Annotated in this window: 19 protein-coding genes; 11 read left to right on the plus strand and 8 right to left on the minus strand. The window is 69.3% G+C overall.

Annotated features, from left to right (window positions below):
• Positions 1-33 precede the first annotated feature (33 nt).
• Together A8G15_RS09745 and A8G15_RS09750 are read right to left on the minus strand one after the other, a co-directional pair.
• The gene (locus A8G15_RS09745) at positions 34-1,053 is read right to left on the minus strand and encodes a magnesium transporter CorA family protein (protein WP_068158515.1); all 1,020 of its coding nucleotides are present in this window, start codon (positions 1,051-1,053) and stop codon (positions 34-36) included.
• A complete protein-coding gene (locus tag A8G15_RS09750) occupies positions 1,050-4,607 on the minus strand; it encodes a serine/threonine-protein kinase (RefSeq protein WP_068158517.1) in 3,558 nt (1,185 codons plus the stop codon). Before A8G15_RS09750 ends, A8G15_RS09745 begins: the two co-directional genes overlap by 4 nt.
• Before the next feature lie 142 nt (positions 4,608-4,749).
• Between A8G15_RS09750 and A8G15_RS31760 the strand changes: the two genes are divergently transcribed.
• The 6 genes from A8G15_RS31760 (at position 4,750) to A8G15_RS09780 (ending at position 11,943) form a co-directional block, all read left to right on the plus strand.
• Positions 4,750-5,115 carry a hypothetical protein gene (locus tag A8G15_RS31760; protein ID WP_068158519.1) on the plus strand — a complete coding sequence of 122 codons (366 nt, stop codon included), beginning with the start codon at positions 4,750-4,752 and terminating at the stop codon, positions 5,113-5,115.
• On the plus strand, positions 5,109-6,257 hold the full coding sequence (locus tag A8G15_RS09760) for a class I SAM-dependent methyltransferase (protein WP_068158521.1): 1,149 nt from the start codon (positions 5,109-5,111) through the stop codon (positions 6,255-6,257). Before A8G15_RS31760 ends, A8G15_RS09760 begins: the two co-directional genes overlap by 7 nt.
• A 107-nt stretch (positions 6,258-6,364) precedes the next feature.
• On the plus strand, positions 6,365-7,219 hold the full coding sequence (locus tag A8G15_RS09765; protein WP_211270137.1) for a Bax inhibitor-1/YccA family protein: 855 nt from the start codon (positions 6,365-6,367) through the stop codon (positions 7,217-7,219).
• Positions 7,220-7,360: 141 nt separating this feature from the next.
• Positions 7,361-8,746: a cystathionine beta-synthase gene (locus A8G15_RS09770; RefSeq protein ID WP_068158530.1), complete on the plus strand. Its 1,386-nt coding sequence runs from the start codon at positions 7,361-7,363 to the stop codon at positions 8,744-8,746.
• 106 nt (positions 8,747-8,852) lie between these two features.
• Positions 8,853-10,004 (plus strand): cystathionine gamma-synthase, encoded by a 1,152-nt coding sequence (locus A8G15_RS09775; protein WP_068158533.1) that lies wholly within the window; start codon positions 8,853-8,855, stop codon positions 10,002-10,004.
• Positions 10,005-10,068: 64 nt separating this feature from the next.
• Positions 10,069-11,943: an SEC-C domain-containing protein gene (locus A8G15_RS09780; RefSeq protein WP_068158535.1), complete on the plus strand. Its 1,875-nt coding sequence runs from the start codon at positions 10,069-10,071 to the stop codon at positions 11,941-11,943.
• Here A8G15_RS09780 and A8G15_RS29790 read toward each other — a convergent pair.
• From A8G15_RS29790 to A8G15_RS29795, 3 genes are read right to left on the minus strand one after another with little or no spacing between them, the layout of a single operon-like run.
• Positions 11,825-12,562 (minus strand): DUF305 domain-containing protein, encoded by a 738-nt coding sequence (locus A8G15_RS29790; protein ID WP_156665325.1) that lies wholly within the window; start codon positions 12,560-12,562, stop codon positions 11,825-11,827. The two genes, A8G15_RS09780 and A8G15_RS29790, sit on opposite strands and share 119 nt — an antisense overlap.
• Positions 12,559-14,091, minus strand: a complete 1,533-nt coding sequence (locus A8G15_RS09790; RefSeq protein WP_068158538.1) for an LVIVD repeat-containing protein — start codon at positions 14,089-14,091, stop codon at positions 12,559-12,561. Before A8G15_RS09790 ends, A8G15_RS29790 begins: the two co-directional genes overlap by 4 nt.
• The gene (locus A8G15_RS29795) at positions 14,088-15,851 is read right to left on the minus strand and encodes an alpha/beta fold hydrolase (RefSeq protein ID WP_082899792.1); all 1,764 of its coding nucleotides are present in this window, start codon (positions 15,849-15,851) and stop codon (positions 14,088-14,090) included. The genes A8G15_RS09790 and A8G15_RS29795 overlap by 4 nt, the downstream gene beginning before the upstream one ends.
• A gap of 44 nt (positions 15,852-15,895) precedes the next feature.
• Between A8G15_RS29795 and A8G15_RS09805 the strand changes: the two genes are divergently transcribed.
• Both A8G15_RS09805 and A8G15_RS09810 read left to right on the plus strand, forming a co-directional pair.
• Positions 15,896-16,534: a TetR/AcrR family transcriptional regulator gene (locus A8G15_RS09805; RefSeq protein ID WP_068158541.1), complete on the plus strand. Its 639-nt coding sequence runs from the start codon at positions 15,896-15,898 to the stop codon at positions 16,532-16,534.
• Positions 16,535-16,752: 218 nt separating this feature from the next.
• Positions 16,753-18,111: a C40 family peptidase gene (locus A8G15_RS09810; protein ID WP_068158542.1), complete on the plus strand. Its 1,359-nt coding sequence runs from the start codon at positions 16,753-16,755 to the stop codon at positions 18,109-18,111.
• Between the two features lie 104 nt (positions 18,112-18,215).
• Here the strand turns inward: A8G15_RS09810 and greA are convergent, their stop codons facing one another.
• Positions 18,216-18,710: a transcription elongation factor GreA gene (greA, locus tag A8G15_RS09815; RefSeq protein WP_068158544.1), complete on the minus strand. Its 495-nt coding sequence runs from the start codon at positions 18,708-18,710 to the stop codon at positions 18,216-18,218.
• Between the two features lie 221 nt (positions 18,711-18,931).
• Positions 18,932-19,366, minus strand: a complete 435-nt coding sequence (locus A8G15_RS09820; protein ID WP_068158546.1) for a DUF4307 domain-containing protein — start codon at positions 19,364-19,366, stop codon at positions 18,932-18,934.
• 152 nt (positions 19,367-19,518) lie between these two features.
• Between A8G15_RS09820 and mca the strand changes: the two genes are divergently transcribed.
• From mca to A8G15_RS09835, 3 genes are all read left to right on the plus strand, one after another.
• Positions 19,519-20,397, plus strand: a complete 879-nt coding sequence (gene mca / locus A8G15_RS09825; protein WP_068158548.1) for a mycothiol conjugate amidase Mca — start codon at positions 19,519-19,521, stop codon at positions 20,395-20,397.
• Positions 20,394-20,765, plus strand: a complete 372-nt coding sequence (locus A8G15_RS31765) for a hypothetical protein (protein ID WP_245687781.1) — start codon at positions 20,394-20,396, stop codon at positions 20,763-20,765. The genes mca and A8G15_RS31765 overlap by 4 nt, the downstream gene beginning before the upstream one ends.
• A 64-nt stretch (positions 20,766-20,829) precedes the next feature.
• On the plus strand, positions 20,830-22,827 hold the full coding sequence (locus A8G15_RS09835; RefSeq protein ID WP_068158549.1) for a thioredoxin domain-containing protein: 1,998 nt from the start codon (positions 20,830-20,832) through the stop codon (positions 22,825-22,827).
• 4 nt (positions 22,828-22,831) lie between these two features.
• Here A8G15_RS09835 and A8G15_RS09840 read toward each other — a convergent pair whose 3' ends face one another.
• Positions 22,832-23,494 (minus strand): TetR/AcrR family transcriptional regulator, encoded by a 663-nt coding sequence (locus tag A8G15_RS09840; protein ID WP_068158551.1) that lies wholly within the window; start codon positions 23,492-23,494, stop codon positions 22,832-22,834.
• Positions 23,495-23,608 lie beyond the last annotated feature (114 nt).

Below are 23,608 nucleotides of genomic sequence, written 5' to 3' on the forward strand. Positions count from 1 at the left end.
GGGATCGCGAAACGTCGGGCGCCGAAGGCGCACCTACAGCCAGCCCCGACGTTTGAACACCACGTACAGCGTCCCGGCGGACACGACGATCACGATCGCGCTGGCGGCGAGTCCGCCGTGACTGCCGAAACCGGGAAAGGGGATGTTCTGGCCGTACCAGCCGGTGACCGCGGTCGGCACCGCGATGATCGCGGCCCAGCCGGTGAGCTTCTTCATCACCGTGTTCAGCCGGGCATCCTGCAGCGACAGATTCGTCTCGAACACGGTGGTCACCATGTCGCGCAGCGATTCGGTCCACTCCGTCGCCCGCACCACGTGGTCGTACAGGTCGGTGTACCAGCTGTCGAGCTCGACGGAGTTGCCGTGCTCGGCCCGGCGTCTCATGATCAGCGCGACCACCTCGCGCATCGGCAGCACCACGCGGCGCAGTTCGACGAGTTCCTTACGGACCCGGTAGGTGCGGCGCTGGATCATCCGGGTCTGCGCGTGGTCGTCGAACAATCCGTCCTCGAGACCCTCGATGACGTCGTCGAGTGTCTCGATGGCCTCGAACTGGCCGTCGACGACGACGTCGAGCAGACCGTGGAGCAGTGCCGGCGTGCCGTGCTGCATCAGATCGACGTTGTCGTCCCAGCGGCGCAGCAGCTCGTCGATGTCGAAGGCGTCACCGCGCCGCACCGTGACCATGCCGTGAGGGAGCACGAACGCCGACACACGGCTCGTTCGCAGCCGCGAGGCCAGGTCGCCATCCGGGTCCGTGCCGGCGGCATCGAGCCGGGTCGCATAGACGGTGAGGAAGGTGTGGGTCGTGTACCGGGTCGCCTTGGTGCGTTCACCGTGCGCGAGAGCGTCCTCGACGGCATGCGCGTCGAGGCCGAGCTCCTCGGCGAGCGCGCACAGCCGCTCGTGGTCGGGTTCCCACAGGTCGACCCACACCAGCGCGGAGTCGTCCGCGAGGTGGTCGGAGACGTCGGCGAGCGAGAAGTTCTCGTCGACGAGTCGCCCGCCGCGCCACAACCGCGTGCGGACCCCGTCGCTGTCTGGGGAGGTCACAGATCGAAGTGTGCCCGAACCGGGCGCCGATCTCCCAGCGCGGCGTGCGCGGTATCGGCGTCCGCGATCCGCAGCATCTCGTCGAGGAACGCTTCGTCGACGGCGGGCCACTCGGCGTCCCACCGGTTCTCCCGCAGACGGGTGCGCAGGAGTTGCAGAATCGCGACGGTGCGCATGCCACCGTCGACGAGATAGCGCAGCATGCCCCGCTCGCCGCAGGTGTGTACCGCTCCGGCGAGCTGGCGTTCGGCTTCCTCGGTGCGTCCGGAGTCGTACAGACAGAGGGCGAACAGGCGGGTGGACATCAGGTGCGCGCGGGACCGTCCCCGAGTCTCCACCTGCTTCTGCCACCGCCGTGCCCACTCGCAGGCGCGCTCCAGAGATTCGGGATCGCCCCGTTCGCACAGCAGCCGGATCGCGGTGGCGTCCTCGATCTGCGTGGTCGCCTCGACGACCCCGTTCGGATAGACGGTGTCGTCGTCCGGCATCGGACGAGCCGGTGGCGCCGGCGTCGGCAGCCCCAGACGCACGCGCTCGTTGTCGATCCGGGCGCGCAGTCGCGGCAGGTCGGGATCGGTCGCCGCGCGAATTCCTTCGTCGAGCAGGGCCGTCGCGGCGGCCAGATCGCCGCGCGCCGCCTTCAGCCGGGCCGCGGTGACGAACCGCGCGATCATGAAGTCGGGGATGCCGCCCTCGGTCCCGAGATGGCCGCTCTCGTCGAGTAGTTCCTCGGCTTCGGCGATCCGCCCCTGCTCGTACAGCCATTCGCCCAGCATCGCCGAGGCGAGGCGCGAGGCGTGCGAGTGCCGCCCGCCGTCGCGTCGTGCCGTGCGCAGTGCGGTACGGAACATCCGTTCGGCGGACGCCGTGTCGAGCTGCTCGTTCGCGGCGATGCCGGCCAGGCACTGCCCGTAGACGGCGGCGAATGTTCCCTTCGTGAGCTTGTGGAAGCGTTCGGCCTCTTCCTGCCGTCGACGGGCACCGGCGAAGTCGAACCGGAACAGGTCGCTGTAGGTGCCGAAGTCCGCCGCGGCCGACGGCACCCACGGCGGCAGTGCGTCCGGCGCGGCCAGGCACTCCCGGATCAGACCCTCGATCCGGTCGGGACGATCCGCCTGCATCTCGGTCGCGGCCTCGAGAACGTCCGCCTCCACCCGGAAGAGTTCGATCTCCGATGCGGGAAGGTCGCTGTGTGCCAACGCCTCCCGGGCGGCGGCGAGAGCCTTCCGGGCGGGGCGGAGCCGCTGCAACGGGACGTTGCCCCACCCGATGTTCAGTTGCAGCCGGGCGCTCGCTGCGACGGTCCGAGCCGGAAGTTTGTCGATGACGGCCAGCAGCGTCACCATATGGGAGTGTTCGGCGAGGTACAGGCCGTCCTCCGTGACCAGGTCCACCGCCAGTTGCTCGTCGTCGGCGGCGAGCGCGTGGTCGACGGCTTCGCTGAGCATGTGGTGCCGTCCGAACCACTGCGCGGCCGTGCGGTGCAGTTCCGGGATCCGGCCCGGATGGTCGCGTTCGAGGCGGCGGCGCAGGAAATCCAGGAACAGATGGTGGTAGCCGAACCAGATCCGCTCGTCGTCGAGGTGACGTACGAACAGGTCACGTTCCTCGGCTTCTTCGAGCATGGCCTGCCCCCGGGTCGTGCCGGTCAGGGCGGAGGCCAGGCTGCCGCTGATCCGTTCGGGGATCGATGTGGTCAGCAGGAATTCGTACATGTCCGGTTCGAGTGTGGACAGGACGTTGTCGGCGAGGAACTCGCCGATCGCGTGATGCCGGCCGGACAGATGCTCGATGAGCCCGGACGGATCGTCGCTGTCGCGCAGCGACAACGACGCCAGTTGCAGTGCGGCGGCCCAGCCGTCTGTGGTTCGGGTGAGACCGTCGACGTCGTCGTGCTCGAGGCGCAGGCCGCTCACGTCCCGCAGGAAAGAATCGGATTCGGTGACGTCGAAACGCAGATCGTCCGAATCGATCTCGACCAGTTCGTCGCGAACACGCATGCGGCTCAACGGCAGTCCCGATCGGCTGCGGCTCGTCACCACGATCTGGAGGTGGTGACATCCGCGGTCCAGCAGAAATTCCAGGGCGGCAATGGTTTCCGAAGAGGACACCAGATGCCAGTCGTCGATGACCAGTGTCGTGCGCAGGTCCTGCCGGTGCACCTCGTCGATGAGTGCGGTCAGGACGTACCGTTCGGGCTCGTCGTCCGCGTGGTCTTCGAGGATCTCCGTCAACTGTTGTGCCAGGGCGGGACGCACCACACGCAGCGCCTCGATGACATGGGTGAGGAACCACACGGCCTTGTTGTCGTCGTGGTCGACGGCCAGCCACGCCACAGGGATCCCCTCGCCCGTGAGCACGTCGCGCCACTGCACGGCCAGCGTGGACTTGCCGAACCCCGCCGGAGCGTGGATGGCGGTGAGCCGGCGACGCTGCCCGGCGCGCAGCAGATCGATGAGCCGGGTGCGTTCCACGAGCTTACGGGTGGTCGCGGGCGGGCGGAACCGGGTGGCCGGCGTCGTGGACGGTGTCGTCGTCGTGTACCGCTGCGACCCGGTGGACATCGCTCCCGTGGCGGGCCCCCCGGTCGAGTACGCGGATCCACGCAGCAGCCGGCCCGCTTCGTCGGGGTGGTTCGGCAGCGCCATCTCGTCGACGTCGAGTGAGTTCGCCTCCTGGACCCGTCGGAGCAGGTCGCCGAACGCGAGCGCACTCCGGGGCCGGTCGGCCGGATCGGTGGCCATGCCCTGCTCGATCGCGTCGCTCACGTCGTCGGGGATGCCTTCGCCGCGCAGGTCCGGGATGGGCTCGGTGGTGATGCGCACGAACTGCGCGACCACCCGTTCACCCTTGCGCCGCTCGAACGCGGCGTGTCCGGTGAGCGCGCAGAACAGTGTCGCGGCCAGTGCGTACACGTCGGCGGTCACGGCGGACGGTTTGCCCTCGATGATCTCCGGTGCGGTGAACGCGGGCGAACCGGTGATCGCATTCGCGGTCGTGTGGAACCCACCGGCGACGCGGGCGATGCCGAAATCGGTGAGCTGCGGCTGACCGTATTCGGTGATGAGGACGTTCGCGGGTTTGACGTCGCGGTGCAGGATTCCGGCGCGATGGGCGGTCTCGAGCGCGCCCGCGAGCTTGACGCCGAGACACAGCACCTGTGGCCACGGCAGCGGGCCGTGCCGGCGGATGCGGACCTCGAGCGAGTCGTGGGGGTGGTAGTGCATCACCAGGTACGGCCGCCCGCTCTCGGAGGACCCGGCCTGCAACACCGTCACGATGTGCGGATGCCCGGACAGGCGGCCCATCGCGCGTTGCTCGCGCAGGAAACGCTCGAAGTTCTCCTGCTCCAGGGTGGAGGCGAGAACCTTCACCGCGACCGTGCGGTCGAGTTCCTCCTGGCGGCAGCGGTAGACGACCCCGAAGCCACCGCGGCCGATCTCCTCGGGGTCCGTGAAACCGGCCGCTTCCAGATCGTGCGCGACCGTCTCCTCGGCGTCGGTGCCGGCGGGTATCGGCGCTCGTTGCGTCTCGAGAGGATTCTGTTCGACCATCGGTGCAAACCACCTCGTCGTGCGGTTTCTCCAGGATAGTCGCGTCAGGAGCTGCCCGGCGCTGATCGATTGCGCCGATTCGTTTACCGTGTTGCCGCCGGGACTACCGGAAAACGACACTGCGATCAGAAGTGGGACATCAATGAAGAAGACTCTCGCGGCGCTGTTGGGTGCAGGTGCTGTCCTGCTTACGGCGGCGTGCGGATCCTCCGACGACGGATCCGATTCGGCCGCCGCTGCCACCACCACGACCACCACCGTGGCCGCCTCCGGCGATTCCGAGGCCACCGGCTCCACCGGAGTCGAGCTCGGCCAGAGCTACGACGAGATCTGCACCGCGATGCTGCCGTACTTCGAGCAGCTCGAGGGATGGGGCCAGAACCGCGAGGAGGCCGCGAAGGCCGTCGCCGACGCCCAGCAGATGCTGCCGGGCTGGGAGGGTCTCGACGAGGACCAGAAGGCCGACACCCTCCGCGCCATCGAGAACGCCGGCAAGGGCGAGTGCTGACCGACTGTCAGGAGCTGTTCACCAGGTTGCGGCGCCTTCCCGACGTGGAGGCGCCCAACCTGGTCGCCGTGGACGCCGCCGACCGGCTGATCCTCGACGAAGCCGACGCCGCGCTCGCGGTGGCGCCGGCGGGCACCGTCGTGGTCGTCGACGACCAGTACGGTGCCCTCACGCTCGGTGCCGCCGTGCGACACCGCAGCACCGGCCTGCGTGTCCATCAGGATTCGGTGGTGGGGGAGCGGGCCCTGGCCGCCAACGCCGACCGCGAGGGTCTCACCGGCTCCTATACCCGGCACGACCTCGACGCCGCCCTGGTGACGGGCGCGCGGGTGGTGCTGTTGCGGCTGCCGCGGTCGCTGAGCGCGCTCGGTGAGATCGCCGAGACGATCGCCCGGCACGCCGACCCCGACGTGGTCGTCTTCGCCGGGGGGCGCGACAAGCACATCTCGCACGCCATGAACGACGTGCTGGGGCGTTCCTTCACCGACGTGCACGCCTCCCGCGGCAGGCAGAAATCGAGGGTGCTCACCGCCCGCACCCCGATCCCCGGCCCGTCCACCTATCCGGTGACCGACACCCTCACCGACCTCGATCTGACCGTCGTGGCGCACGGCGCGGCGTTCGCGGGTCCGCGCCTGGACATCGGCACGCGGTTCCTCCTCGAATTTCTGCCGCGCATCGGGGCGACCGACCCGGCGCGGGGCGCGGCGGTCGCCGTCGACCTGGGCTGCGGCACCGGAATCCTCGCGGTGTCCCTGGCGCGGCGGAACCCGGACCTGCGGGTCGTCGCGACCGACCAGTCCGCCGCCGCGGTCGCCTCCGCGGCCGCGACCGCCGCCGCGAACGGCGTCGCCGACCGGGTCGAGGTGCTGCGCGACGATTCCGCCTCGACCCTGCCGGACGATTCCGTCGACCTGGTGGTGTGCAATCCGCCGTTCCACATCGGCGCCGCGGTGCACACCGGTGCGGCCGAGAAGATGTTCGACGCGGCCGCTCGGATCCTGCGCGACGGCGGCGAACTGTGGACGGTGTACAACTCGCATCTCAATCACCGTGGAACGTTGAAACGGGTCGTCGGGAAGACCGACGTCGCCGGACGGAACCGCAAGTTCACGGTGACCAGGTCCGTGCGGACCCGGTAGAGTCCGGTTCGTCCGATCTCGGTTGCGCCGATCCGGGGTATGCGGGAACTCTCGCGGCCCGCGGTGCGTTGACCGGACAGAACCGACCACCAGAAGGGATGTGCACGGTGCGCACCACCAGTAACCCGGTGTTCCGCAACCTGCCCAAGCAAGAGGGCGGCGGATACGCCACGTTCGGCTCTGCGACGGCGGGCGCCGCGCAGGTCACCCAGCAATTCGGTCAGCCGCAGTACCAGCAGCAGGACCCGTGGGCCCGGCCCGCGACCACGCGGGCGATGACCATCGACGATGTCGTCACCAAGACCGGCATCACCCTCGCCGTGCTCACGGTCTCGGCGCTGGTCTCGTACTTCCTCGTCAACTCCAACGTGAACCTGGCTGCGCCGTTCGTCATCGGCGGTGGCCTGATCGGCCTGGTACTGGTCCTCGTCGCGACCTTCGGCCGCAAGATGGACAACCCGGCGATCGTCCTCGCCTACGCCGTCGCCGAGGGCTTCTTCCTCGGTGCGCTGTCGTTCATGTTCACCGACATCACGTTCGGTGGCGCCGGCGGAGCGACGCTCATCGCCCAGGCGGTGCTCGGCACGTTCGGTGTGTTCTTCGGCATGCTCGTCGTATACCGGACCGGCGCGATCCGTGTCACCCCGCGCCTGACCCGCATGATCGTCGGCGCCCTCATCGGCGTGCTGGTCCTGGCCCTGGGCAACCTGGTCGCCGGGTTCTTCATCGACGGCGGTCTGGGCCTGCGTGACGGCGGCACCGTCGCGATCATCTTCAGCCTCGTGTGCATCGGCATCGCCGCGTTCAGCTTCCTGCTGGACTTCGACGCCGCCGACCAGCTGATCCGCGCGCAGGCGCCGGAGAAGGCCGCATGGGGCGTCGCGTTCGGTCTGACCGTCACCCTGGTGTGGCTGTACGTCGAGATCCTGCGGCTGCTGAGCTACTTCCAGAGCGGTGACTAGTCACTGCCCCGAACCTTCTGCCCGTTCGCGTAGTTTCGCTACCGAAAACGCGCACGGGCAGCAGTGTTTCTGTCGTGTTTCTGCCGGGCCGGCGAGGTGGGCGCCAGGCCGGGCCACATCGTGAAATGAGAGCATAAACCCATGCGCATCGCGGATACCGTCGTCGACCTCATCGGGAACACCCCCCTCGTCAAGCTCAACTCGGTCGTGAAGCCGGGTTCGGCACTCGTTGCGGCGAAAGTCGAATACCTCAATCCCGGCGGCAGCTCGAAGGACCGCATCGCGGTCAAGATGATCGACGCCGCCGAGGCGTCCGGCGAGCTGAAGCCCGGCGGCACCATCGTCGAGCCGACCTCCGGAAACACCGGCGTGGGCCTGGCCCTGGTCGCGCAGCAACGCGGATACAAGTGCGTGTTCGTGTGCCCCGACAAGGTGAGCGAGGACAAGCGCAACACCCTCCGGGCGTACGGCGCCGAGGTCGTGGTGTGCCCGACTGCGGTTCCGCCGGAGCACCCGGACAGCTACTACACCGTCTCCGACCGGCTCGCGCGTGAGCTGCCCGGCGGCTGGAAGCCCAACCAGTACTCCAACCCGGGCGGCCCCGAGAGCCACTACGAGACCACCGGCCCGGAGATCTGGCGCGACACCGAAGGCAAGGTCACCCACTTCGTCGCCGGCGTCGGCACCGGCGGCACCATCACCGGCACCGGCCGGTACCTCAAGGAGGTCTCCGGCGGGAAGGTCAAGGTCATCGGCGCCGACCCCGAGGGCTCGGTGTACTCGGGCGGCACCGGCCGCCCCTACCTCGTCGAAGGTGTGGGCGAGGACTTCTGGCCCAGCGCGTACGACCCGTCGATCCCGGACGAGATCATCGCCGTGTCCGACGCCGACTCGTTCGAGATGACCCGCCGCCTCGCCCGCGAGGAAGGCCTGCTCGTCGGCGGTTCCTGCGGTATGGCGGTCGTCGCCGCGCTGCAGGTGGCCGAGCGTGAAGGCCCCGACGCGGTGGTCGTGGTACTGCTCCCGGACGGTGGCCGCGGTTACCTGTCGAAGATCTTCAACGACAAGTGGATGGCGTCCTACGGCTTCCTGCGGTCGCCGCTCGACGGCAAGCCCGACGAATCCACCGTCGGCGACGTCGTGCGCGGCAAGTCCGGCGACCTGCCGGACCTCGTGCACACCCACCCGTCGGAGACCGTGCGCGACGCGATCGAGATCCTCCGCGAGTACGGCGTCTCGCAGATGCCCGTCGTCGGTGCCGAGCCGCCCATCACCGCCGGTGAGGTCGCCGGATCCGTGAGCGAACGCGAGCTGCTCAGCGCCGTGTTCGAAGGCCGTGCGCAGCTCGCCGATCCGGTCGCGAAGCACATGAGCCCGGCGCTGCCGCTGATCGGTGTCGGCGAATCGATCAGCGCGGCGACCAAGGCGTTCGGCGACACCGACGCGCTCATGGTCGTCGACGACGGCAAGCCCGTCGGCGTGATCACCCGCCACGACCTGCTCGGCTTCATCAGCGCAGGTTCCTGACGAAAACCCGACCTCGCGGTCCGGTGACGTCCCCAGGCGTCACCGGACCGCGACGTCCCCGACGTCACAAGTCCACGGTGTATCCGATGCCGATAGGCTGGACCGCATGAGTGAGCAGCACAGCCACGGATTTTCCACCCGAGCCGTCCATGCCGGATACGAACCCGACCCGCAGACCGGCGCGGTCAATGTGCCGATCTACGCGAGCTCCACGTTCGCGCAGGACGGCGTCGGCAACATGCGCAGCGGATTCGAGTACGCGCGCACCGGCCACCCGACGCGCCGGCCCCTCGAAGCGAACCTCGCCGCACTCGAAAACGGAACCTACGGACGGGCGTTCGGCTCCGGCATGGCCGCCACCGACTGCGTCCTGCGGTCGACGCTGCGTCCCGGCGACCACCTGGTGATCCCGAACGACGCGTACGGCGGCACGTTCCGCCTCATCGACAAGGTCTTCACCCAGTGGGGCATCGAGTACACCCCGGTCGCGGTCAACGACGCCGACGAGGTGCGCGCGGCGATCCGCCCGGAAACGAAGCTGGTGTGGCTCGAGACGCCGACCAACCCCCTGCTCAACGTCGGGGACATCGCCGCGCTCGCCGAGGTCGCGCATGCCGGTGGCGCAAAGCTGGTGGTGGACAACACGTTCGCGTCGCCGTACCTGCAGCAGCCGTTGACGCTCGGCGCCGACATCGTGCTGCACTCGACGACGAAGTACATCGGCGGCCACTCCGATGTGGTCGGCGGCGCGCTCGTGACCGACGACGAGGAGCTCGACGCCGCGTTCGCGTTCCTGCAGAACGGTGCCGGTGCTGTGCCGGGCCCCTTCGACGCATACCTGACGCTGCGCGGCATCAAGACCCTCGCGCTGCGCATGGAGCGGCACAGCGACAACGCCGAGCAGATCGTCGACCTGCTGTCCGGCCACAAGGCCGTGAGCCACGTCCTCTACCCGGGCCTCGAATCGCACCCCGGTCACGCGATCGCGGCCAAGCAGATGCGCCGGTTCGGCGGCATGATCTCGGTGCGGCTGGCCGGCGGCCGGGAGGCTGCGCTGGACTTCTGCAAGCGCACCGAGATCTTCACGCTCGCCGAATCCCTCGGCGGCGTCGAATCCCTCATCGAGCACCCGGGTGCGATGACGCACGCGTCGACCGCCGGTTCGGCGCTCGAGGTGCCGGAGGACCTGGTTCGGCTGTCGGTCGGCATCGAGGACGCCGCCGACCTGCTCGCCGACATCGAACAGGCCCTGGGATAGAAGTCGTGGTCCGCCGGTCGGCTGCGTCCTTCGGCCGGCCGGCGGACCCGTACGATCGACGGTTGTGAGCACAGATCCCGACGCCCTCACCGACGCCGCACTCGACGTGCTCCGCCGGAACGGCCCGTTGACCGACGACGACCTCGCCGCCCATCTCGCAGCCGCCGGATTCGGTGACGCCGACGAGCTGGCGGACGCGATCGTCGACCTCGACCACCCCTATCTCGATCTGCTTCCCGACGGGCGCAACGTCGCGGTCGACACGATGCTCGAGGGACGAGTGTTCACCCATCGGCTCTCGGCCGCGGAGATCGCAGCGGACGCGGTCGGGGTCGACGAGATCGCTCCCGCGCTGATCCCCGCGTCCGGCGACCCGGACGACGACGGATTCGAGATCGTCGGCAACGACCCGGAGGACGAGCGACTCGCCGAGCGGGGGCTGTCCGACGGTGAACTTCCCGACTTCGAGATCGTGCTGCTGCCCCGCGGATCACTCGCCGGCCGGTCGGCGGGCGACGTGGTGGCGTTCGGTGTCACAGAGGGCCGGGTGCGATGGCACCACGTCGGGGGCGACCTCGCGGCCGGGCCCGACCTGGCCGCGCTCGTCCCGTCCGACGCCGACTTCCCGATTCTCCTCGAGGATCTGATCCTGAACCTTGCGGCGGACGACCCGGCCGCGTTCGCCGAACCGGTCGTTCCGCTGAACGAATGGATCGCCGCCGCCGGATTCGAACGGTACCGGGACGTGATCGCCCCGAAGGATTTCGCGTTCGCGGAGTACGCGCGCGACCGCAGGTTCGCCGCCTACGCCGACGAACTCGAACTCGACCGGGAATCGGTCCCGGATGTCCTGACGTTCCTCGCGCTCGTCGAATCGTTCGAGGACGGTGTCGAACTCGACGCGCGGCTCGTCGACCACGGGGCCGCCCTGTACCAGGGGCTGGCCGATCCGTATGTCGCGTCCGTCGCGATGGGAGAGATCCTCGGCCGCGAACTCGGGCCCTCCTCGCTCGCGCAGGCGGCAGAAGTGTTGCTGTCCTTCGGATCCCACCGCATCGCTGCACCCGCCCACTGGTTCGCCGGGCGGGCCGCCGAGTTCGAGGGGCGGGTGCAGGACGCCGAGCGGCACTACGAACAGACCGTCGCCGCGGACGTCGACTTCGCACCGGCACTGGTTCAGCTGGCGCGGTACGCCTCCGATCGCGGTGACGCCGTGCGCGGCCTCACCCTGCTCGACCGGGTCGACGGCGGCGCGGAGGAACCCCTGTACGAGGTATTGCAGTTCTTCCGGCCGGTGGACCGCCCGGACCTGGGACGCAACGACCGTTGCTGGTGCGGATCGGGACGCAAGTACAAGGTGTGCCACCTCGGCAAGGCGGACCACCCGCTGTCCGAGCGTGCCGCGTGGCTGTACCAGAAGGCCGCGATGCACACCGAGCTACCCGAATGGAATTCGCTGCTGTTCGTGCTCGCCGAGGCACGCACCGCGCACGGCGACACCAGCGACGAGGCGTACTTCGCGGCGCTCGCCGATCCGCTGCTCACCGATCTCGCCCTGTTCGAATTCGGGGCGTTCGCGCAGTTCGTCGAGCAGCGCGGATACCTGCTGCCCGAGGACGAACTGGAGCTTGCCGGGCAGTGGCTGGCGGTGAAGCGTTCGCTGTTCGAGATCGACGAGGTGCAGCCGGGGGAGTCGGTGACCGTGCGGGACCTGCGCACCGACGAGAGCTTCGTGATCAGCGACCGGGTCGCGAGCCGGCAGGTGCGGGCGGGTGAGCTGCTGTGCACGCGTCTCGCGCCGACAGGCGACGACCGGCGGATCATCGGCGGTGCCGAGCGGGTCGCCGAGGAGCAGCGCGACGCGCTGCTCGAACTACTCGACGATCCGGATCTCGATCCGGGAGTGCTCCTCGACAGGCTGTCCGGCGGGACCGACTGAAGCCGCCGCACCGGTCACGGACAGGGCAGGGCGGACGCTCCCCCACACATCCATCGACACCGCCGTCAGGGTGACCTCCTGCTGCTGTTCGTCGACGGTCGCGGTCGTGCGGGCACGCACCGCCGGAAGAGCGGTCGCGCGCCGTCTCCGCCGCCATGTCGATCCCGCCCTGATGGTGACGAATCATCAACTGCAGGAACAGGGTTTCCTGTTCGGGGCCGGCCGCGTCGTGGAGGCGGGTCAGTTCCTCGTTCGACGCTGTGCCCGGCATGTCGTGACGGCCGGGATCGGTGTGGGCCGCCGGCTGGAACGGTGCGCCCGCGAGTTCGAGCCAGCCGGTGAGGATTCCGATCTCCCGCCACTGGGAGGACCGGATCTGTGTGGCGAGAGCGCGCACATCCGGTGCGGCGCCGGGGCCCAGCATGTCGGTCATGCCGATCGCCTGCTGATGATGCATCGACATTTCCTGCGCGAAGGCGATGTCGCTGTCGGTGAGCGCCGCCGCCCCGGTGCCGGAGTCGGCGTCGGCGTCGGCGCAGACTCGCCCGAGCAGGACACCGATCACCAGGCACAGTGCGGCCACCGCGAGCGCCGGCATCGTTCGGCGTACCGTGCTCATCGCGGCGGATACACGGCCGGATGGACCCGCAGCGCCATGAAGCCGTTGTCCATGCACGTCACGTAGAGCTTGTCGCCGTGGAACTCCGGTGGAGACAGGCACCAGTCCGCCGACAGGTCTCCGCCGACGAGCCGGCTGCGGTCGTCGACGATGCCGTCGGTTCCGGTTTCGCCCTGCAGGATCGCGCGGGCAACGGCCAGCGTGCCGATGATCGGTGGTGCCGCGATCGACCCGAGCGTCGCGTGCAGTGAATTCGGCAACTGCAGGTTCTTCCCGGTCTGCGCCGGTGGATTGAAGTACGCGATCTCCCGGAACCGGTCCGGGTCGGTCACGTCGAACACGCGGATGCCCGATTGGATCCAGCCGCAGGCCATTGCGCGCGGATCGTCGTGCCGGTCGACGGTGCAATAGTGCGCGTCGTATCCGAATGCGCCGTTCGCCGCGCTGCTCGACGCCCACCGGTCCATGTTCTCCGGCAGGTTGATCGCGAGTTTCGCGCTGGTGCGCCAGCGTGGTGCGGCGGGCTCGGTGGCGTCGAACAGTTTCACACCGCCGGAGCCGCCTTCGTCGACGGTGAAGATGTGCGGCACACCGTCGTAGGTGACGTACACGCTGTGCTGGCTGAGCAGTCCGTCGGTCCAGAACTTCGACCCCAGGTGCGGCAGCGGATGACCGATCACGGTGCGCGGCGGCCGATTCTGCACGGCCGAGATGTCGATCACCGTCATCCCGACCAGGTTCGACAGGAACATGGTGTTCCCGTCCGGTGTGAAGCCCATACCGTGGGCGGCGACGCCGGTGAGACCGCCCCACACCACCATCGGCTGTGTGGGATCGGTCAGGTCGACGGCGCTCACCCAGCCGGGCGCGATCCCCGAAGCCCAATACGTGTCGCCGTCGGGGGAGAACGCGCCCTCGTGGGTGGTGATGGGAACCGGCATGTTCGGCAGCGAACCGGTGGTCGTGTTCAGCAGGCGCGGATGTGCACAGTCCTCGGAGATGTCGTACACCGAGATGTAGCCGGCGCTTTCGACCAGCCCGACGCCGGTTCCGACGAGCAGACCGCGACCCTCGTGGACCTTCAGCGATTCCCAGGTGCCCCCGACCATCGCCGGCTCGGCGAGCACCACCGTTCGCACCGGATTCGTGGGGTCGCTCACGTCGAGGACCTGCACACCGGCGTCCTCGCCCAGCAGATTCGTGGGGAACGTCGACGCGATGTACGCACAGTCGCCGTAGGTGGGGCTGATCGGTCCGGCGCCCTGGCCCTGGTACTGCCCGATCAGGTCGATGTTGCAGTTGTATCCGTCCGTGCTGCGACCGGACGTGCGGTCGGCGAGGGGGACCTCGCCCTGGATCCCGGTCTCCACCCCATCTCCGGGTCTGCAGGTCGCCGGGTCGACTGCCGTCGGCCACACACCGGTGAACTCGTCGAATCCAGCCGGTGGTTCCGCCCCGGCGACGGCGGATCCGCCGAGCAGGACGGCCGTCGCGGCGAACGTGACCGCCGCCCGCGCCGCGCGGCTCACCGGTGCGTCTCCAGCAGGTCCCGCAGTACCGCGGTGACCTCGTCCGGGCGTTCGAGCGGGCCGCAGTGCCCCGAATCGAGTTCGTGCAGGCCCAACGGGTGCTGCAGCCGCGCGGTGATCGCCCGCGACCGCGCGGGCGGGGCGATCCGGTCGTGGCGGCCCGCGATCACCACGGCCGGAACCGGAACGTGCGACGGGTCGACGTCGGTCACCATGTTCACCAGCAGTGCTCCGTAGCCGCCGCGTCCGCGGGCCGAGGTCGCGGCGAGGATCGCGTCGACCTCGCGTCCGATCGACGGATCCGCACCCGCGCCGACCGCGACGTGGGCGAGCAGGTGCCTGCGCAGCGGCAGGCGGCGTGGCAGGGGTACACGGGCCGCGGGCGCGACCGCACGTGCCACCCGGCGGCGCAGCACGAGGGTGCGTTCGGGACCGCGGAGGAACCGCACGTGGTCGACGACGGTCCCGGGCGTCGTGTTCACGAGCGCGACCGCCGACACCCGGGCGGCCGCGTCCGTCCGGTACTTCTGCGCCCAGCTCATCACCGCGATGCCGCCCATCGAATGCCCGGCGACAACGGCCTGCTGTCCGTCCGGGACGGTCGCGGCCAGCACCGACTGCAGGTCGTCGACGAGATGGTCGAGCTCGTAGCTGCCGCTGCGGGGGGCGTCGCTGCGGCCGTGCCCGCGATGGTCGTACGCGACGACCCGGTAGTCGTCGCGAAGGTCACGAATCTGGTTGCGCCAGAACTGTGTCGAGCACAAGATTCCGTGTGCCAGCACGATGGTCGGAGCCTCGTCGGGACCGTGGATCTCGGCGTGCAGGCGAGTGCCGTCGGTGCTGCGCACGTCGACGACCCGTGCGCCGGCCGTCGGCCGCGACCGCGCGTCGTGCTCCGCGCGGCGCAGTGCCCGCCGGGCCTGCGGGACCATCCGTATCGGACGGGGGAGTCGCGGCAGGACGGTGCGCGACACCGCGGCGAGCGTGCCGAAGGCGAGGTCGTGGTTCCGGCTCCAGCGCACGCCGAGCATCTCGCGCAGTTCGGCCGGCAGCAGACCGCCGGTGATCAGGGTGAGCACACGTCCGGCGATCGGTCGCGCGGTGTGGTTCCACAGGAAATGGTTGCCCAGCAACGGGTTCGGAGGCGGTTGCGGCGATCCGACGACCATCAGGACGCGATCGGTGACGTCCGACCGTTCCAGCCTCGTCGCCGTCATTTCCGAGAACCACGTGCGGAAGCTCGCCCAGTCGGCCGGCATGTCCTGCTCGCGGACTCCGTAGAGCCGGCCCACCTGCCGCATCTCCAGGTAGAACTGCTCGACCTCACCGGGCCGCCAGCCGCGACCGAGGAGCTTCTGCTGGGTGTACACGCCGTGCACGAGACTCGCGTGAACCCAGTGGAACGCTTCGGGATTCAGCGAACTCCAGCGTGATCCGTCGGAATTCGTGCCCTTGATGGGGCGGTGCAGGTCCCGGAGCCGGCGCGCGGTGGCGAGTGCCTCCTCCTGCCCGTAGACGACCCCCATGATCATGTCGAGGGTGCGTAGGGCGCGTCCGTACGGGTCGGATTCGAAGACCGAGAACTCGCGCACCCCCGTGGCGACGATCGGATGCGCGACGTCGAGCAGAAGCCGACGGGACGCCCCGAGCACGAACGTCAGGTCGCCGAACACGGACCAGGCCACCGAGCCGGAGCCCAGCGGAGGCGGGTCGGCGGGCGAGGTGTCCGGATCGGGGCGTGACTCCACCGCGTGTGTCATGAGATTATTGGTATCAAAATAGTCTCAGGTGCGATAGTGGGCGGATGACCCGTCCAGGTGCGCCGCTGCCCAGCCTCTTCGGGCGCGCGATCGAGCAGATGTCGTCGGCTCCCGAGGCGGACGACCGGGTGTTCGACGCCGCGCTCGCCGTGCTCGCCGAGCGAGGCACGAAGGCCGCGACGATGGACGACGTGGCCGCGCGATCCGGGGTCAGCCGCGCGACGCTCTTCCGCCGGTTCGGCGGCAAGGACGCGGTGTTCGAGGCAGCGCTGGCACGCGCGCTGCGCGGATTCCTCACCGAGATCACCGCGACCTTCCTCGACGTCCCCGATCCGGTGGACCGCATCGAAGCGGCCTTCGTGGCGTGCCTTCGCTTCCGTCGCAGGTTCGTCGCGGGGAAGTCGGATCCGGCGCACGGCGCCGCGCTGGTGTCGATGCTCTCGGCCGGGGATCCGTCACCGCTCGAACTCGGACGCCGGTTCGTCGCAGCGCGCATCGTCGCCGGACAGTCGGAGGGTGCTCTGCCTGCCGCGGACGCGGACATCCAGGCCGACGCGATCATCAGGCTGACGCTCAGCTATCTGGTGCTCCCGAGTGCCGTGTACGACCTGGACGACGTCGAGGTAGCCCGTTCCGTCGCCCGCCGGGCGATCGCGCCGATCGTCACCGGCATACCCCGCTGAGGCTCTGCGCGTTGTCGCGCGAACGTGTCGCCGGTCACTCCCGGCGAATTTTCTGTAACCTCTGGTAACGGAGATTGTTAGGGATCGCGGACATGAGTCGACTTACTGAAACACGTTCCTACATATATGTGATATGAACGTCGGGAAACGGCACCGGTGATCGACATCACAACGTACGGTGAAGTCGTTCCGGGATATGGATGGTGGGGAGTTCGCGTATGTCAGTCGACGCGTCGGCCGTGATCGTTGCGGTGGCTACGGCCGCAAGCGCACTGGTACAGGGAGTCGATATTCCGACGGAGATCAAGGAGCAGGTCACACAGGTCATCGAATCGTTCGAGGCGTCCGCGCCCGGCGTCGACCAGCAGGTGTCGGACATGATCGGAGCGCTTCCCGAGGCGGTGCAGCCGGCAGCACAGCAGGCGGTCACGGATGCCACGAACTCCGTGGCATCGGCGATCGAACCACACCTGCCGCCCGAAGCGGCCGCTGCCCTCGTGGCACCGCCCGAAGGCGGGGGACCACCGCCCGGACTTGCTCCGGCCGCGCCGGCGCCACGACCCAACCCGTTCTCGGTGACGCCGCCTCCGGCGGTCGCGACCGGCCCGGTCGCGCAGGCCCCGCCCGGTGTCACCATCGGCGGCATCACGCTGCCGTCCATCCCGGCGATCCTGCCCGGAACGAGCCTGGCCCCGATCGGTGCCGTCGCGGTCTTCGCGCCGTGGCTCAAGAAGGCGGGTTCGCTGTGCGACGGGATCACCGCGCCGGTACTCGCCGCCCTGTACTCCGCCGAGAACGGCTTCCGCTACGGGCCCACCGCGCCCGTGTCGTCGACCGGCGCGAAAGGTCCCGGCCAGTTCATGCCCGGCACATGGGACGCATACGGCAAGGACGCCGACGGCGACGGGATCGCCGACGTCCTCGGCATCGCCGATCCGGTGATGGCCTCCGGTGCGCTGCTGTGCGACAACTACAAGCTCATCGACGACTGGAAGAAGCGCGGCCTGGTCCACGGCGACACCCTCGATCTGACGATCGCCGCATACAACGCCGGTGTGGGTGCGGTCCGCCGCTCCGGCGGCATGCCGTCGGGCTCGCCCGACTACGAGAACCAGACCAAGCCGTACGTGGCGAAGATCCGGGCCACCGAAGCGGCCTTCGCCCGGCTGCTGTCGCCGTTCCTCGGCCTCGGCCTGCCCGGCGTCACCGAGACCGGCAACAAGGTCGTCGACCTCGCATTCCGCTTCCTCGGTCTGCCCTACGTGTGGGGCGGTGGCAACATCAACGGCCCGTCCGGCGGCGGCTTCGACTGCTCCGGTCTCACGTCCTACGCGGTGTACGCGGCGACCGGCATCGCACTGCCGCGCACATCGGAAACCCAGTGGCACATCGGCACGGAGGTTCCGCTGGAGCTGGCCCGTCCGGGTGACCTGCTGTTCGGCAACTGGCAGGCGGGGGGACCGGGACACGTCGCCATCTACATCGGCGGTGGCCAGATGGTGCACGCTCCCACCACCGGCGACGTCGTCCGTGTCGGCGCGGTCTTCCCCGACATGAAGGCCCGCAGGATCTTCTGAGAGAAGACGCGAGGAAGGCCCCGACCGAACGGTCGGGGCCTTCCTCGTAATCGCTGTGTCTCCGATCGGCAGTACCGGATCAGCCGTGGTACGGCAGCGCCGGATCAGCCGTGGTACGGCTCTGCACTGACGAGGGTCACCTTCATGGTGCCGCCGTTGGGCAGGGTGTATTCGCGCGTCTCGCCGACCTTCGCCTCCAGCAGCGCACCGCCGAGCGGGGAGTTGGGCGAGTAGATCTCGATCTCGTTGCTGCGCGCGCCCTCTTCGCGGGTCGCGATCAGGAACGTTTCCTTGTCGCTCTCGTCGCCGTCGTAGTACACCGTGACGACCGATCCGGGCAGCGCGACACCGGAACGAGTGGGCGCAACACCGACCTTCGCGGCACTGAGCAGCTCCTGGAGCTGGCGAATCCGGGCCTCCTGCTGGCCCTGCTCCTCACGGGCGGCATGGTATCCGCCGTTCTCCTTGAGGTCTCCCTCCTCGCGGCGCTCGTTGATCTCGGCCGCGATAACCGGACGATTCGCGATGAGCTGGTCGAGTTCTGCCTTGAGTCGGTCGTACGACTCCTGTGTCAGCCAGGTGCCCTGGGTCTCGGTCATCCTCGATCACTTCCTTCGGGTTGGAGCCCCCGGCTCCGTCGAGAGGCCGCGCACATGCAGCGACCACGACAGCATGGGCCCCTGATCGTTACCCCCACTGGGTGTGGTGAACGGAGCCGTACTGCCTACTATGCAGCAATACACGGCCCCAAAGGGTGGAACCGTGTATCCGCCCATTCTAGCACCAAAGCAGCTCCGGGCACGGAAAGCCGCTGCGTGCGTCAGCGCGGGTGCAGATATTCGGGGACGACGAAGCTGCAGCCGTAGATGTCGCCCATGCCGGGACGCTGCGAGGTCTTGACCGTGGATTTCAGGACGACCGTCCCGGTGTCGGACGGCGGGACCAGCACCTCACGACGGCCCGTCTCCTGACCGTCCTTCGACCGCGCCCGGATCACGCACACCGCTTCCCGCGACGGATCCTGACGGGTCACCGTGAACTGCAGATCGAGCGTCGAATCGTCCATGACCTCGAAGGTGATCACCTCGGATTCGATCTCCGACGAACCGAACTGCCGGAACAGCACGAACGCCAGGATCGCCCCGAGAGCAACGCTGACCGCCGCGAGCACCCACCGCCGGGTGCGGCGCGGCGAACCGCCGCTCGTCGGGTAACGGTCGGCCGGGTACCTGTCGTTCACGGTGGTGTCGCTCATCACTTTTGCTTTCGTACCCGCTGCGCGGGCCCGGGGCCACGGCTGACGGAGGAGTTGTCAGGTGGAACTATAGGGGAAGGACCGACGCGCCCCGCCTGCGGTGCCGGGCGCGCGGCCGGACGAAGCACACAACGGTGAGGTGGAGGAAACACGTGAGCGGACTACGGCTCATGGCCGTGCATGCCCATCCCGATGACGAGTCGAGCAAGGGTGCCGCCACAACGGCCCGCTATGCGGCCGAGGGGAACGAGGTCCTGGTCGTCACCCTGACCGGTGGCGAACGCGGCGACATCCTCAACCCGGCGATGGATGTCCCCGGAATCCGCGACCGCATGGAGGAGGTGCGCCGCGAGGAAATGGCCGAAGCGGCCCGGATCCTCGGTGTGCAACAGCGCTGGCTCGGGTTCGTCGACTCCGGACTGCCCGAGGGCGACCCCAAGCCGCCGCTGCCCGAAGGCTGCTTCGCGCTCGTTCCGCTCGAGGAATCCACCCGCAAGCTCGTCCAGGCCATCCGCGAGTTCCGCCCGCACGTGATGACCACCTACGACGAGAACGGCGGCTACCCGCACCCCGACCACATCCGCTGCCACGAGGTGTCGATGGCGGCGTACGACGCGGCCGCCGACCCCGATTACTTCCCGGAGGACGGCGAGCCGTGGAAGGTCCGCAAGCTGTACTACTCGCACGGCTTCATCCGCCGGCGCATCGAACTGTTCCGCGACGAGTACGAACGGCGCGGTGAGCGCTTCCCGATGGAGGAGTGGCTCAGCCGGTGGCGCACCGAGCAGGGCGACATCATGGCGCGCGTGACCACCCAGATCACCTGCGGCGACTACTTCCCGCAACGTGACGACGCGCTCCGCGCGCACGCGACGCAGATCGACCCCAACGGGTCGTTCTTCGCGATTCCCCTGGACATTCAGCAGAAGGTGTGGCCGACCGAAGAATTCGAGTTGGCCAAGACCCGCGTGCACACCGTGATCCCCGAGTCGGATCTGTTCGCGGGCATCGAGAACGGACGAGTGCGATGACGGTTGGCATGCTGGCGGCGGACGTTCTCGCACAGGACCCCGCAGGCCCCGAGTTCGGCAAGGCGTCGCCGGTCGGGCTGGCGCTGATCGTCATCCTGCTCGTCGCGACGGCGCTGCTGATCCGGAACATGAACAAGCGACTCGGCAAGCTGCCGGAGACGTTCGAACCCGAACATCCCGAGGCCGACCAGGCCGCGGACGAGGGCACCGAACGGGGTGCAGCCGCCCCCGCCTCCGGTGCCGAAGCCCAGGGTGCCTCCGGCATCGAAGCCCAGGGTGCCTCCGGTGCCGAAGCCCAGGGTGCCTCCGGCACCGGGACCGAGGGTGCGGAGGCCGGCGGTACCGAGGTCAGGAGGTCCGAGAACTAGAGGTCCGGCACGGACGGTTTCCCGTCTGACGACCCGACGGCGCGCGGCGTGGCAGGCTCGAACCATGGCCGCGAACCGTCTCCGCCACAGCACCTCGCCGTACCTGCAGCAGCACGCCGGCAATCCCGTGCACTGGCGGGAATGGAACGACGAGGCGCTCGCCGAGGCGCGGGAGCGGGACGTGCCGATCCTGCTGTCCATCGGGTACGCGGCCTGCCACTGGTGTCACGTGATGGCGCACGAGTCGTTCGAGGACGACGCGACCGCGGCCGTCATGAACGAGAATTTCGTGTGCATCAAGGTCGATCGCGAGGAACGCCCCGACCTCGACGCGGTCTACATGAACGCCACCGTGGCCACCACCGGGCACGGCGGCTGGCCGATGACGTGCTTCCTCACCGCCGACGGTGCCCCCTTCTACTGCGGCACCTACTACCCGAAGGTCGCACGCAGTGGCGTGCCGTCGTTCACCGAACTGCTGCACGCCATCACCCACACGTGGCGGACCCGGCGCGACGACGTGGCCCGCGCCGCCGGGGCGGTCGTCGACGAACTGCAGCGCAGCAGCGCCGGGCTGCCGGCCGGGGCCCGTGCGGTTGACGCGGCACTGCTCGACGTCGCCGCTGCTGCCGTCGCGGCGGACGAGGACCGGACGCACGGAGGATTCGGCGGGGCCCCCAAGTTCCCGCCGTCCGCGCTGCTCGAGGGCCTGCTCCGCAGCCACGAACGCAGCGGCTCCGCGGTTACCCTCGCCGTCGTCGAACGCACCGCCGACGCGATGGCGCGCGGCGGTATCCACGATCGGCTCGCCGGTGGATTCGCTCGCTACAGCGTCGACGCCGCCTGGGTGGTGCCGCACTTCGAGAAGATGCTCTATGACAACGCGCTGCTGCTCCGGGTGTACGCCCACCTCGCGCGCATCACCGGGTCGGACGCGACGCGGCGGATCGCCGAGGACACCGTCGGGTTCCTGCTGCGGGATCTGAGCACCGCCGAGGGCTGCTTCGCCTCCGCTCTGGACGCCGACACCGCCGGCGTCGAGGGGCTGACCTACGTGTGGACGCCGGCGCAGCTGATCGAGGTTCTCGGCCCGGCCGACGGCGCGTGGGCCGCGCAGCTCTTCGAGGTCACCGACACCGGGACGTTCGAGGACGGCGCGTCGGTGCTGCAACTGCCGTCCGACCCGGACGACGCGGAACGTGCCGAGCACGTCCGTGCCCGCCTGTTCGAGGCCCGGCGGTCCCGTCCCCAACCGGGGCGCGACGACAAGGTCGTCACGGCCTGGAACGCGTTCGCGGTCACCGCCCTCGCGGAGGCCGGTGCCGCGTTCGGGCGCGCGGACTGGATCGAGGCCGCGGCGACCTGCGCGCGCCGCCTCCTGGACCTGCACCTCGTCGACGGCCGGCTGCGCCGCGCGTCGCTCGGCGGTGTCGTCGGCCTTCCGGCCGGCGTGCTCGAGGACCACGGCGCGCTCGTCACCGCACTGCTCGCGCTGTATCAGGCGACCGGCGACGCGTCGTGGATCGGTCCGGCCCGCGAACTCGCCGACACCGCGCTCGACCGGTTCGCCGACCCGCAACGCACGGGCAGCTGGTTCGACACCGCCGACGACGCGGAGACACTCGTCGCCCGGCCGCGCGACCCGATCGACGGCGCCACCCCGTCCGGAGCCGCGCTCGTCACCGAAGCGCTGCTGACGTTGTCCGCTGTCGTCGAGGACGGCGGCCGTTACCGGGATGCCGCCGACGCCGCGCTCGGCACCGCGGCCGTCCTGCTCGAACGCGCACCCAGGTCGGCCGGGCACTGGCTGACGGTCGCCGAGGCCGCCGTGAGCGGGCCGATCCAGGTTGCCGTCGTGGGCGGGGGAGAGCTGCTCGGGGTCGCGCGGCGGAAGGCTCCGGGCGGGTCGCTCGTGGTGGGCGGGGCGCCCGGGTCATCGCCACTGTTCGCCGGTCGGGATCTGGTGGCCGGGTCGCCGGCCGCCTACGTGTGCCGCGGTTTCGTGTGCGACCTGCCGGTGACCTCGGCGGACAATCTCGTCGAGGCGCTGACCGCGTCCTGACCGCTCAGGCCCACGCAGACGCGCCGCGAGCGCTGAGGAAGTCGCCCGCGCTGGTGACCGGGGCTTCGAGCATGCCCGCACACGCGTCGATGAGGAAGTTGGCGAAGCCGGTCCAGTTGGGGTCGACGTGCTCCCGCTCGACGCGTTCCTCGTAGTCGGCACACGCGTCGACGACCAACCGTCCCAGCAGCCACGACCGCCCGGTGTACACCGTGTCGGGGAGTTCGGACACGTGTGCCCGGACCCGCTGGGTGAGGTCGTCGATGTCGGGGTTCGTGATGGTGTTCGCGGCGACGGTCGCGACCATCGACGGCACCGTTCTCATCTGCTGGAGGAACCGTGCCCGCCAACTGGGAACGGCCAGTGAGGCGAGCTGGTCGGTGAAAGGAAGGACCAAGCAGCTCAACAGGTCCCGTAGTCCCGGCTCGGGTCCGAGCATGCCGACGAGTTCTCTGCGCCGAGCCCGGGCGTCCTCGGAATACCGCAGCAGAGTGGCGCGCACGAGTTCGTCCCGGCTCCCGAAGTGGTAGTTCACCGCGGAGTGGTTCGAGTTACCCGCGTGCTCGGCGATGCGCCGGTTCGACACCGCGTCGACCCCGAAGGTGGCGAACAGTTCTTCTGCGGAATCGAGCAGTGCTCGTCGTGCTTGGTCGCCGTAAGTGCCCACGGTGGTTCCCGCCGCCTTTCTCTCGCTCGGGTCACCAGTGTGCCCCGTGGCCGGGTGGGACGAAGGTCACCACGACTCGGCTTGATCAGTTTAAGACACCCGGCGTAACTTTTT

The sequence above is a fragment of the Rhodococcus phenolicus genome (assembly GCF_001646785.1).
Taxonomy (GTDB): Bacteria; Actinomycetota; Actinomycetes; order Mycobacteriales; family Mycobacteriaceae; genus Rhodococcus; species Rhodococcus phenolicus.